Source organism: Rubinisphaera italica (assembly GCF_007859715.1).
Classification (GTDB): domain Bacteria; phylum Planctomycetota; class Planctomycetia; order Planctomycetales; family Planctomycetaceae; genus Rubinisphaera; species Rubinisphaera italica.
Genome location: NZ_SJPG01000001.1, coordinates 2,253,844 through 2,267,180, shown reverse-complemented (window position 1 = coordinate 2,267,180; position 13,337 = coordinate 2,253,844). Strand labels below are relative to the sequence as shown.

Sequence of the window (13,337 nt, the reverse complement as noted above, 5' to 3'; positions counted from 1 at the left end):
TCACGAGAGAATTCTGAATGAGCATTCATGTTGCGCTAAAGCACCGTACGCGCTATCTCTATGACAGACTGGTCTCACTCGGACCACAAACAGTCCGTCTCAGACCGGCTCCGCACTGTCGTACGCCTATCCTGTCCTATTCGTTGAATGTGGAACCTGAAGATCATTTCATCAATTGGATGCAGGATCCTCACAGCAATTATCTGGCGCGGTTTAATTTTCATAAGCCGACTCGGGAACTTTGTGTCACGGTTGAACTGACTGCAGAAATGTCGGTGATCAATCCGTTCGATTTCTTTATCGAAGAATCAGCCGAAAAGTTTCCCTTTGAGTACGAAGAGCTTTTACAGGGTGACCTGAAGCCATTTCTGGCAATTAAAGAAGATGGTTCGTTCCTGACTGAATATTTGAGAAAAATTGATCGAACGCCGCGACGTACAATCGATTTTCTAATCGATGTGAATCAACAACTGCAAAACGATATCAAGTATTCCATTCGCATGGAGCCTGGTGTCCAAACCTGCGAGCAGACATTAGAAAAACTCTCCGGGTCCTGTCGAGATTCTGCCTGGTTACTCATGCAGATACTACGTCATTTTGGTTTTGCAACGCGATTTGTCTCTGGGTATTTGATTCAATTGGCGCCCGACATTCGCTCTCTCGATGGGCCGAGTGGCCCTACTGAGGATTTCACTGATCTGCATGCCTGGACGGAAGTCTTTCTGCCTGGTGCGGGCTGGATTGGTCTGGACCCAACCTCTGGGTTACTCGTGAGTGAAGGTCATATTCCTCTTGCTTGTACGCCACTGCCGACCTCCGCTGCCCCGATAGAAGGGGGAGTTGATAAATGCGAGGTCGAATTCGAATTTGAGATGGAAGTGACACGGGTCCATGAAGATCCCCGTGTGACAAAACCTTACACCGAAGAAACCTGGGAAGAAATTCTCAAGGTTGGGGATCAGGTCGAGAACATTCTCGATGAGAACCAGGTCAAATTGACCATGGGTGGCGAGCCGACTTTTGTTTCCATCGATGACATGGAAGGCGAAGAATGGACGGAGGCTGCAGTCGGGCCGGAGAAATATCGGCTCTCCGAGGAACTCGTATTACGTTTGCGAGACCGTTTCGGTCCCGGCGCATTATTACATTTTGGACAAGGCAAGTGGTATCCGGGCGAACCTTTACCGCGCTGGGCATTGACCTGTTTGTGGCGAAAAGACGGAGAACCGATCTGTCAGAATGACAATCTGTTTGCCGTCTCCAACACGAAAGAACAGGCTGATGTTGAGTTAGCTGCTCAATTTGTGGATGTTCTATGTGAAAATATTGGAGTCGAGGCCAAATATGTCCGGCCAGCTTACGAAGATGTCTGGAATGTCATTCATGATGAGCAGAAGTTGCCCGTCAATGTCGATCCCAGAAAGTTCGATTTGAATCATGCTGAAGAACGCGCCAAGTTGTCGCGAGCATTGGAGCGTGGGGTGACAGAACCCGTTGGTTTTGTATTGCCGCTCAAACGCGCCTGGTGGCAGGCGAATGCAAAATGGGAAAGTGGTCCCTGGCCATTTCGTGGACCCAAACTGTTTCTGATTCCCGGAGACTCTCCGGTCGGTTTACGTTTGCCACTCGATTCCCTGCCCAAGCGATCCAAACCAAACGATTCCCGCCCGGATGTGTACGAGATCGATCCATTTGAATCGCGATCGGCTCTCCCTCGTTATGTTGAACTGAGAAATGCTGTCCAGCAGACGGCTTTGGAAATGCAGGAAGTTCAAACACAGTTTCAAAAACGATCTTCTCAAGGGACTACACAGGAATCGTTACAGAAAATTGTCGATAATCAGGCAGCTGCAGTAGCTGAAGCCAATCAAGTGATTCGGACAGCATTATGTGTCGAACCGCGAGATGGACATATCCATATTTTTATGCCCCCTGTCGGTACACTGGAAGATTATCTCGATTTAACAACTGCAATTGAAGCTGCTGCAGAACAGGTGGGACATCCCGTTGTGTTCGAAGGTTATCTGCCTCCGCATGATGACCGTGTCGAAATGATGAAAGTCACTCCGGATCCTGGTGTGATCGAAGTGAATGTCCAACCCGCACAAAACTGGCGTGAGTTGGTGGATATCACAACCGAGGTCTATGAAGTTGCACACCTGTGCCGACTTGGGACTGAAAAGTTTCAACTCGATGGTCGGCATACTGGAACCGGTGGTGGAAATCATGTGGTTATGGGCGGGGCGACCGTAGCTGAAAGTCCATTTCTAAGACGTCCCGATTTACTGGGAAGTATGATTCGATTTTGGAATAATCATCCTTCTTTGTCTTATCTGTTTTCGGGAATGTTTATCGGTCCGACCAGTCAGGCACCGCGCGTTGATGAAAGTCGTCGTGATGCGGTTTATGAATTACAGATTGCTTTGGATACCCTCGAAGCTTCTCAGGATCGACCTGCCTGGCTTGTGGATCGGATCTTCCGTCATTTGATGACCGATTTAACGGGTAACACACACCGTGCGGAATTTTGTATCGACAAACTGTATTCGCCAGATTCCACAACAGGGAGATTGGGGCTAGTCGAATTGCGTGCATTTGAAATGCCGCCGCATTCGCGAATGAGTTTGACCCAACAGTTGTTACTGAGATCCTTTGTTGCCTGGTTCTGGAATCAACCCTATAAAACGGATCTCGTCGATTGGGGGACCCGACTGCACGACCAGTTCATGCTGCCTTATTATATGATGAGTGATTTCCGTAGCGTGATTGACGAAATCAACGCCGCAGGCATTCCAATTTCTCACGAGTGGTTTGTGCCGCATATTGAATTCCGTTGTCCTCAAATTGGAAATGTCACATACGATGGCATGTTGCTCGAACTGCGACAGGCAATTGAGCCATGGTATGTGCTTGGCGAACAGGCAGGAACAGGAGGGACAACACGGTATGTCGATTCTTCGATCGAACGACTACAGGTCAAACTTTCCGGCGCATTTTCAGAACGGTATGCAGTCACTTGCAATGGGCGTGCTGTGCCTCTGCAACCAACATCTGTGACTGGGGAATTTGTAGCCGGGGTGAGATATCGTGCCTGGCAGCCGCCTAACTGCCTGCATCCAACCATTCCTGTGCATGTGCCACTGGTGTTCGATATCGTCGACAAATGGCAGAAGCGATCTGTCGGGGGATGTCAGTATCACATTGAAAATGCAGGCGGTTTGAATCCGACTTCCTTTCCGATCAACGCTCTTGAAGCGGAAAGTCGTCGAGCCTGCCGCTTCTTCCGTTTCGGTCATACTCCCGGAACAATCCAGATACCAGATGAACAGTTAAATTCGCACTATCCACTAACGCTGGATTTAAGAAGACAGGTCAAGTGAATCGTGTGCGTCATGACACACATGACGAAATGGTTTTGAATGTGGTTTGCTTGTACCCTCGGCAAATTAGTTCCGATTCACTATTCTGATGTCAGAGAACGGACCGAATTCGGATGAATTCGGTTCATAATGCGAATCTGTATTCTCAAGGCATTCGTGAATGACATTGGAAGTTGCGGCAGGAAATATCATGGAACGACTCTTGGCCTATCAGGGACCTGCGGGAGCGTTTGATGAATTCAAGACACCAGATGGCCACATCAAGCCTCAGTGGCATAAATTGCTCGAATCGTTAGGCAATCTGGATGAGGCTGATCTCTCGACACGTTTGCACTCAGCGAACCGAATCCTGCAGGAGAATGGGGTCAATCTCACAGGGTTCGATCATGACCGCCGCTCGAGTCGACCGTGGGAAATCGACCTTCTGCCAGCGATGTACTCAGCTGCAGACTGGAAGATAGTTCGAGCTGGAATTGCACAGCGTGCTCAGTTGATGGAAGCGATTGTCCGTGATTTGTACGGCTCCCAAACACTCATTTCCGATGGATTGATTCCGACGGATTTGATCTTTAAAAATAAGCAATTTCTGCGTTCGTTTCATAACCTGCCACCGGAAAGTTCCGGACTGCTTCTATACGGTTGTGAACTGGGGCGTTCCACTTCCGGCCAGTGGTGGGTGATGGCAGATCGCGCTAATGCCCCGGCTGGCGTCAGTTATACGTTGGAAAACCGGATCGTCATATCAAAAACACTTCCTCAGTTTTTACGGGAGTGTCAGGTTCATCGTCTGGCTCCATTTTTTATTCAATTACAGGAAACCATAAAACAGTTATCTTCGCATAAGAGCGACAACCCATCGGTTGTGATCCTGAGTGCTGGACCAACGGAGCCATTCTATTTTGAAGATGTGTTTCTGGCACGGTATCTGGGGTACACGCTGGTTGAAGCGGATGATTTGACTGTTCGCAAGAATCATGTCTGGTTGAAAACACTGACTGGGCTTGTTGGTGTCGATGTCATCATTCGCCGTCATGCCGATCAGAATATCGACCCTCTGGAAGTTGGTGGCTATTCTCCGAATGGGATTTCCGGCTTGCTCAATGCAATGCGACATCGCAATGTGGTCATGCTGAATGGCCCTGAGTTCGGCTTGCTCGATTCCCCCGTGTTTATGCCATTTATGAAGAAGATCTGTCAGCATTTCCTTGGCGAAGATCTGCTGATCCCTTCAATTGCCACGTGGTGGTGTGGTCAAAAGCGAGAAATGGATTATGTCAAAGTTCACTTCAATGATTTAGTCATCAAGCCTGCATTCGCTCATTCTGGCGGCGAGGAATTTATCGTCAGCGATCTGGACAAGGAGAGTCAGCAAAAATTAATGGCGAAAATTGAGGCTCGTCCGTGGTCTTATATCGCTCAGGAAAAAATTGTCCGTTCGACAGCTCCTTGTTGGATTGGCGATTATTTTCATCCTGGTCACATGGCCTTACGTACCTTTGCGGTGAAATACAAAGAGCGGTACGAGGTGATGAATGGAGGTTTGATTCGAGTTGAGGAGCGAGGCGCTCCGATGCCGCTCTCCATCTCGGCTGGTCACTGCAGTAAAGATGTCTGGGTTTGCTCGAACAAGCCGGTTCCTCCCGTTTCCTTGCTGGCGAAAATTCAGGAACGTCCTGAGATTAAGCGATCGAACAATCAACTTCCCAGCCGAGCAGCCGATAACCTTTACTGGTTGGGACGATACATCGAACGACTTGAGTTTACGGGACGGCTGATCCGTAAAGTCTCTGATCGAATGCTGAGCGAATTTGGACAGCAGACGATTACCGATATCATGCCGATGGTCGCGTGTCTGGCTGAGCAAGGGGGTATTGAAGAATCGTTAGGTCTGGATGAATTTATTCCTTCGCGTGAGCGGATGGAAAAGCTTTGGCCTGCGATCATCTGGGAGAATGAGAATAGTGGAAAATTGCAAGGGTTGTGCGAAAATGTGATCCGACTTTCCTCACTGGTCAGGGATCGTATGACCGATGATTTCTGGCGTGCCACATTGCAAATGCAACAGACGATCAAACCGGAGAAAATTCATTCTCTGAGCGATCTGCAGGATTTAACAAATAGTCTGATGTTGCAGATCTCGGCAATTTCTGGACAAATTACAGATGGTCTTGTGCATGGCCCGACACGTCACTTTCTGTTGATTGGAAGGGGACTGGAGCGGTCGAGGCAACTGACTTTGATTCTTCGTCAATTTCTGAAGAAAGTCGATGATAAGGATGTGATGCCTCTGGTGACTTTACTGGATGTCTGCAATAGTATCATGACTTATCGTTCGAGGTATCGTGCCAATTTCTCGGTGTTGCCTGTGTTCGATTTGCTGGTTACCGACTCGAGCAACCCTCATGCACTCGTGTTTCAATTCAATGAATTAAGAAAACTGCTGGCCGAGTTGCCATATCGCGATCGCAGAAAACCACTCATCTCCCCTGAACGGGATATCGTGCGGTGTGTTCGATATGAACTGCAATCACTTTTGCCGACGGCTGATCGACAATTGAACTGGGTTGATTATCGTCACGGTCTGGAGAAAATTCTCAATGGTATGGATAAACGAATCCACCAGATTTCGAGTCAGCTGACTTCAACATTCTTTGTGTTGTCTGAATTTACACAACAGGTGGATGATCATTGGGAGAACCGGAACTCATGAGATATCGTGTCACACATATCACAAAGTTCGATGCCGCGGAACGGGTTGCCATCGGCATGAATCATGTTTATTTGACTCCGCGCACAACTCCATTTCAGACATGTGAACATTCCCGATTGATCACAAGACCTCCGGCGACAACATCCGATCGACGAACCGATTATTATGGCAACATTGCCTATTTTTTATCGTTTGAACGAGGCTACGATCATCTCGAAATTCGTGCGACCAGTCGTGTCGAAGTTCATGCTCGACAAATGCCTGCGTTGACGGACTCGCTGCCCTGGGATCAGATTGTTTCGGATATTGGTCGCGAGCCATGCCCATTCGATTTTCAGGTTCGCGAAATGCAGGCCGCTTCTCCGCGAGTGAACGACTATGATGAATCTGTACTTAAATATGCCAAACGATTTTTTCCAGAAGGACGTCCGGTTCTGGTCTGTCTGGCCGACTTGCTGAAGAACTTCTCCGAAGATTTTACGTTCGATCCTCACGCGACAACTGTCAATACGCCGACCGATGAAGTGCTGGTGAATAAGCGAGGTGTTTGCCAGGATTTTTCTCATCTGATGATTGCCCTTTGTCGGGCTGTTGAATTGCCCGCGCGGTACGTGAGTGGTTATTTGCGAACCCATCCCCCGAAAGGTAAACCCCGTTTACGCGGTGCTGATGCTTCACACGCCTGGCTGAGTGTATTTTGCGGTCCGCTCGGCTGGGTCGATGTCGATCCGACAAACAACATCTTTGTGTCGAGCGACCATATCACCGTTGCCTGGGGGCGAGATTACAGCGATGTTGCACCAGTGAAAGGCGTTGTGATCGGTTCGGGCTCGCATGCACTGGATGTCTCAGTCGATGTCGAGCCGATTAGTGATCTCGGTGCGACACGTGAAGAAGCAGCGTTGTTGAATTGAGTAGCACTGAATTCCTATCGGTTGAAGCCGATAGGTTCTGGCCGTGGGCTACGGACTGAAGTCCTGACCCCCACATGCTCTGGTGAAATTTTCCAAATGGGAAGCACCTAAAGGTTTCGCCTGGAAAATAAAGCCCCGGGAGCCGAGCCAGTCAAATTGTCTGGTTTTCACGCTTTCGCATGCTTTTGCTTTTATATATCCTCAAGTCTGGAAATTTCAACTTTTCAAATTGAGGAAGATTATGAACGCGATCCGCTTCGCCAGCTGTCTGTTTTTACTGACCTGTTCGATTCCTGTTCAGGCCGCTGAGGACGTTGCCTTTCCGTTGAAGGCAAAAAAGATTCTTTTCCTGGGAGATTCGATTACGAATGCCGGGGATTACATCGTCCATGTCGAAGCCCAACTCAGGGCTCAAGGACTTGATCCGATGCCTGAGATTATCAATCTTGGTTTATCGTCGGAAACATGTTGCGGACTTTCGGAACCCGATCATCCGTTTCCACGCCCGAATGTGCAGGAGCGATTGGAACGGGCTCTGGAGATCATCAAACCCGATGTTGTTGTGGCCTGTTACGGGATGAACGATGGGATTTACTATCCCTTCAGTGAAGAGCGATTTCAGCAATATCAGGCCGGTGTTCAGGAATTGATCGAGAAAGTGCATCGAGCCGGAGCGAAAGTTGTGGTGATGACTCCACCACCATTTGACTCGCTGCCGGTCAAAGAAAAAACCCGCCCGGCTGGAGCCGACGAGTATGCCTATTATGCCCCATTCGTCAATTACGATGACGTTCTCACACGTTATGGCAAATGGATTATGCAGGGGCTGAAAGAAGCCGATCAAGTGATCGATCTGCACACACCATTGACGGCTTACATCAAACAACAACGGAAATCGGACCCGGATTTTACGATGGCTCCCGATGGTGTGCATTGCAATGCGATTGGTCACGAGATGATTGCCAATACCATTCTCACCGCCTGGGGAGTGCAGTCGCGCGAGCCTCTTCCCAAAGAGTTGATCGATTTAGTCCGCCAGAAAAATCGAGTCTTGCATGATGCCTACCTCTCTCATGTCGGTCACAAGCGACCGGGCGGAAAACCGGGACTGCCCGTTGATCAAGCCGAGGCGAAGGCGAAGGAATTGAATGTAGAAATAGATTCGCTGGTGTCCAAATTGCGAAATCCTGAAACGACTCAGCAGCGTTCGAATAACGGAACACGTTACCAAATCCATTACCCCGCCAGTCTTTCAGAAGACGCATTGAAGTTGTATGTGGATTACTATTTGTGGATTCCCGAGGAAGCGAAACCCATTCGTGGTGTTATTGTTCATCAACATGGATGTGGCGTGGGAGCTTCGGAAGGTGGACGAACTGCAGCCGACGATTTGCACTGGCAGGCATTGGCGAAGAAGTGGAATTGTGCCTTGATGGGTTCCAGCTACGAGCCACGCGAAGGCGTGAATTGTCGATCCTGGTGCGATCCCCGGAATGGTTCCGGGCAGCAATTTGTGAAAGCATTGACCGACTTTTCTGTCGGAACCGGTCATGGGGAAATCGCAACCGCTCCCTGGTGTTTATGGGGACATTCGGGAGGCGGGTTCTGGGCTTCGCTGATGCAGACGAAGTATCCCGAGAGGATTGTCGCCATCTGGTTTCGTTCGGGAACCGCTTTTGGTTACTGGACGAAAGGAGATATTGAAACGCCGGAACTGCTGACTGGAATTTATCGAGTGCCAATGATGGGCAATCCTGGAGCCAAAGAGAAAGATCACAAACGCTTTAAAAGCGCTTGGTATGGATTGAAGGCAATGCAGGCTGCTTATCAGGAAGCCGGTGCAGACTTCTTTGAGTTCGCTCCGGACCCGAACTCCAGTCACGATTGTGGTGGGTCACGCTATCTGTCCATTCCGTTCTTCAATTTCTGGCTGGAACATCGTCTTCCAGAAGTTGCAGGCGATGAGCTACGACCTGCAAAGCTCGCACTGGCGGACTGGCAAGGAGAGATGCAAAGTAAAATGGAAGAATATCGTAAGACCGCAGCTGTCAGTGATTCGACTCCGCCACCTGCCCCTGCTAATGTTCAACTCAAGTCGAATGATAATCAAACGGTGACGTTATCCTGGACCGCAGAAGCCGATCTTGAAAGTGGGATCAAGGGATTTGTCATCACGCGTGATGGAGAAGTTGTGGCCACGCTTCCCGAGAAATCGACGGCTCGATTTTCTCGTCCACTGTTTCAGGGGCAATCTTATCATGACACTCCCGAAGCTCCTGTTCCTGCAATGACCTGGACTGATGATAAGGGTGGACAGAAATCGAAATACGCTGTGCAAACCGTAAACAGTGTCGATTTACGATCCGAGCTGACGGCTGCGAAGTAGCCAAATCACACACTCGCTTGCGTTTGTGCCAGTCTCTGCTGTCGGTTAGATCAAATATAACCTGACTACTTTCATATTAAAAAATGCAGTAGGGATTCATAATCCCTACTGCGTTTTTATCATCAATTACGAATTGTCACTTACGGTTGAACTCGGCTCACACGAGAAGTTCGAGGAGTTGCGGCAGGTTCGTCAGTCTCTTCTTCGCGAGATTTGGCAACGGCTACAGCAACCAGATTTTGGGCAGCATACAAATGAGCGTTACTGAAAACGCGTCGCGGTCCAGCAGGACCGAAATTGTTTTCAGTCTTAGCAGCCAATTCTGTCCAGCTCATATCATTGCTCAGATGCCAGGCTGCGGCTTGAGCAACGTCTTTGTTTACTTTGCCGGTAGCAATTATTTCGAGTAATTCTTGAAGAGCCACATTCTCGGTGTACTCTTCAGGTTTGACCAATTTGAACTCTGCAACGGGCGTTGGTTCTTTTTTGCCATGTTCAAGGCATACGGTATTGAGTGGGACAGCAATCATTTTATTGGCTGGAATCGAGAAGAAACCACCACCGCCACCAGCCCCGGCATTAAAACCGCCAATACCACCACCGCCACCGCCAGCACCACCACCGACAGGCTGTTGACCACCGCCACCAGCTCCACCTGCACCACCAGTTCCGCCACCGAGTCCATCATCGAACTGAGCAAGAACCTGAATTCCGACGATCGCTTTGGGCATTTCCACAGAAATGACCTCATCGGTCTTATTTTCCAGGAATAGCGTTCCCTCTTTGGAATCTTTCATGATCATCGTGTATTCGACGACTTCACTTTCAATTCCCTCGAAGAGTTCGACTTTCTCCGCATTCGGATCATAAGACAATTTCCGAATGGGTCGCTGACTGAGCTTGCCAGCCTGAATCGCTGCAGGCATCAATAAGAAACCAGCCACGACACATGCGATGGTTAAAGGGAGTGTTTGCTTGTGAACATGAAAAAGCATAGTGAATAACCTCGCGTTGATCGAAGACGAGCGTAACGAACATTTTGCGGTAGATTCAACCGCTTACAGACTTCCTGCGACACTCATGATACAGAATTCGCAGACTGCTATTACCAATGCTATCGTGTTTTCCAGTGGAGTTACAACGAAAAGTTTTTACGGAAACAAGTTTTGGTCAAAAGTTTTTCTTCACAATTGAGGAATGTAACAGCTTCAACAGCCATGCAACGTCAGATTTGCTGACTTTCGAGGATGTCAGAATTGATACAAGTGGAATAATCGGCAAAGTTGGCATTCCTCAAGCAGTTCCCCGAGTTTCCCACCCACATCCTGTTGGCAGAAATCTGTTGATTCATCTCAACAGGATTGTGCCAATTTCCTTGATTTCATTGATCAGGGAGACGATATCGAATAGGGACAGACCCATGATTATGAATTCATCAACAGTGATAATATTTACAGATGCGGTGAAGAACAAAAAACGCACTTTGCAGATCAATCAAAGTTTTCATTCTCAAGCTTTCTTAAAATTACGACTAATGAATCGCAAAATATTCAAAATCTTAATCCATTCAAAACAATGGTCCCTGCTCCTGCTTTTCGCTGGTTTGCTGCCTCTGTTTTCGGGATGCCAGCAAGGTAAAGCCATGTTGGGAAGAATTGGCTTGAAATCCGAAGATGCCGTCTATTCTTATTCTGATATTCAGCTCGACTATGAGACTAACTGCAAAACCAGTCTCATTCGCAGATCCTTTCCGTTTCTAACGCACCGGGTTGAGCAGACGAGTTTGGAAAAAACGGAGGAGTATCAATCGAATGCCCAGACTGTATCATTTGCGGATGGCAAATGGTCCAAGGCGAAAATCCAAATTCTATATCCTCACCCCGACGGAAGTCTCGATAAAGGACTTGCTCGTCTGGCGGTTACTCGATTTTGTCCAACTCTACAGGATTCGGGATTAGAACACACAACCACACGAGAACGACTGACCAATTTCATATCACTTGCCAGTTGCGAAGAGGATGCGGAACCTGTTGTGCAATCGAATCATAATTCCAGATCTGCTGAAGAAATCTGGGAGCTCGATATCCCGAAGGAAGAATTGGACATTCTAATTGCGGAACTGAAACATCGAGGATTCTTTGAAAATCAGGAGCGTCCCCGTGGTGAAGCGACCATGCATGTCGTGCTCGACAATACTCAGGTAACTAAGCGCTGGACCAACGAACCTCGCCTGGAAAATCTGATGCTTCAGGTTTACAACGAAGGAACTCTCTCTGCATTTGGTCGCAAAACGGAACCGATCGTGTGGAAAGCTGCTGTGTTCCGAAGCAGTTCCAACGGCTCCTGAATTACTCAAGCAACAATGAACAATTGTGGCTGGGGTCGAAGCGTAGCCACAGAATCTTCAGGATGGTCTATGGCATTTGACCAGCCAGCGTTTTCCAATGCTGAAGAGCCATGTTCAATTCGTCAGGATTTTCTTCCGCGAGATCGTTTGACTCGGAAATGTCATTAGCCAGGTTGAACAGTTCCCACTGGGATTTCTTATCATACAACGATTGATTCACAATTTTCCAATCCCCCAGCCGTAAGGCTGCCCGTTGTTTCTGTCTCCAGAATAGAACCTCGTGTGGATTTTCAGAACTCTCTTTCATGAGATAAGGTCTCAGATCAACCCCGTCGGTTTCACGATCACTGACCTTCAGACCGGCGGCTCGAACGAATGTCGGTACCAGATCCAGAGAAATGACAGGAGCCGGATAAACGCCTCCTCTTTCAGCCACACCCGGCCAGCGCATTAAGAAGGGAACTCGAATACCGCCTTCGTACATATCGCCTTTGAATCCACGGAGCGGTAGATTGCTGGAGGTCAATTCTTTTGTCGGACCGCCATTATCACTCAGGAATACGACCACAGTATTTTCCGCGAGCTGTTCATCATCCAGTTTTTTCAAAATCTGTCCCACACTCCCATCGAGATTAGACAGCATCGCTGCAAATATTCGTCGATGGATATCCTCAATCGAAGCAAACTTCTGCATGAACTCATCCGCACCTTGCAAAGGCGAATGGACTGCATTGTAGGCGACATACAGGAAGAAGGGCTGTTCTTTGGATCGCTCAATAAAATCACACGCTTCTCGTGTAAACGCATCCGTTAGATAATCATTTTCAACGACTGGCTGACTGCTGCGAAGAATTGGGTTGTTCGTGTCGTAAGCTGGCTCAGCATGATTCATGTGAGTTGAATAAACTCGATTTCCATATTGTACCCGCCCCAATGTTCCATCGGGCAATTTCTTGACCCGCAACATGGTCGTCACATCCTGAAATGGCGGCGGCACAAAATAGTGACCTTCATGCAGAAAACCGAAGAATTCTTCGAAGCCTCGTCGTTGAGGATGATAATAAGCGGTCCCACCCAGATGCCATTTCCCGACCAGACTGGTGCGATAGCCGGCTGACTTCAAACGATCAGCCAGAGTCACCTCCATCCGTGGCAATCCTACATCAGGATCCTCATTCACCGCTCCCACAGGATTCGTTTCATAACCAAATCGACTTTGATACCGCCCGGTCATCAACCCTGCCCGCGAAGGACTGCAGTACGAAGCTGAGACATAGCCATTCGTAAAGCGAACACCCTCTTGGGCAATGGAATCAATATGCGGAGTCGGAATTTGATGATTCCCCTGGCATACCAATTCGCCATAACCTAGATCATCTGCCAGTAAAATGATGAAGTTGGGGCGTGGTTGAGGCTGAGGTTTCTCAGCGGCAAGTCCAGTCGAGAGACCGAACCCAAATGCAAGGCAAATACAGGTCAGCAAACTCTGAAGCAAAGATCTGTCGAAAGGCATAACAAATTTCTCAATCGGTCCAAATCGCCCTCAGGTTGAGTTAGCGGAACACGTACCCCCAACTCTTGGGAATTGAATTGTTCGCAT

Annotated in this window: 7 protein-coding genes; 5 read left to right on the top strand and 2 right to left on the bottom strand. The window is 48.5% G+C overall.

Annotation, left to right across the window (positions count from 1 at the left end; genetic code table 11):
• Positions 1-17: 17 nt before the first annotated feature.
• The 4 genes from Pan54_RS08570 (at position 18) to Pan54_RS08555 (ending at position 9,390) form a co-directional block, all read left to right on the top strand.
• Positions 18-3,380, top strand: coding sequence for a transglutaminase family protein (locus Pan54_RS08570; RefSeq protein ID WP_146503086.1), 3,363 nt, complete (start codon positions 18-20; stop codon positions 3,378-3,380).
• 190 nt (positions 3,381-3,570) lie between these two features.
• Entirely contained in the window at positions 3,571-6,090 is a 2,520-nt protein-coding gene (locus tag Pan54_RS08565) for a circularly permuted type 2 ATP-grasp protein (RefSeq protein WP_165441675.1), read from the top strand.
• A complete protein-coding gene (locus Pan54_RS08560; RefSeq protein ID WP_146503084.1) occupies positions 6,087-7,004 on the top strand; it encodes a transglutaminase family protein in 918 nt (305 codons plus the stop codon). The genes Pan54_RS08565 and Pan54_RS08560 overlap by 4 nt, the downstream gene beginning before the upstream one ends.
• Before the next feature lie 241 nt (positions 7,005-7,245).
• The gene (locus tag Pan54_RS08555) at positions 7,246-9,390 is read left to right on the top strand and encodes an SGNH/GDSL hydrolase family protein (protein ID WP_146503083.1); all 2,145 of its coding nucleotides are present in this window, start codon (positions 7,246-7,248) and stop codon (positions 9,388-9,390) included.
• 140 nt (positions 9,391-9,530) lie between these two features.
• On the opposite strand, the gene Pan54_RS25800 is transcribed toward Pan54_RS08555, so the two are convergent.
• Positions 9,531-10,385: a hypothetical protein gene (locus Pan54_RS25800; protein WP_165441674.1), complete on the bottom strand. Its 855-nt coding sequence runs from the start codon at positions 10,383-10,385 to the stop codon at positions 9,531-9,533.
• A gap of 647 nt (positions 10,386-11,032) precedes the next feature.
• Between Pan54_RS25800 and Pan54_RS08545 the strand changes: the two genes are divergently transcribed.
• The gene (locus Pan54_RS08545; RefSeq protein ID WP_146503081.1) at positions 11,033-11,737 is read left to right on the top strand and encodes a hypothetical protein; all 705 of its coding nucleotides are present in this window, start codon (positions 11,033-11,035) and stop codon (positions 11,735-11,737) included.
• A 67-nt stretch (positions 11,738-11,804) separates the two neighbouring features.
• Here Pan54_RS08545 and Pan54_RS08540 read toward each other — a convergent pair whose 3' ends face one another.
• Positions 11,805-13,250, bottom strand: coding sequence for a sulfatase (locus Pan54_RS08540; RefSeq protein WP_146503080.1), 1,446 nt, complete (start codon positions 13,248-13,250; stop codon positions 11,805-11,807).
• Between the last annotated feature and the right edge of the window lie 87 nt (positions 13,251-13,337).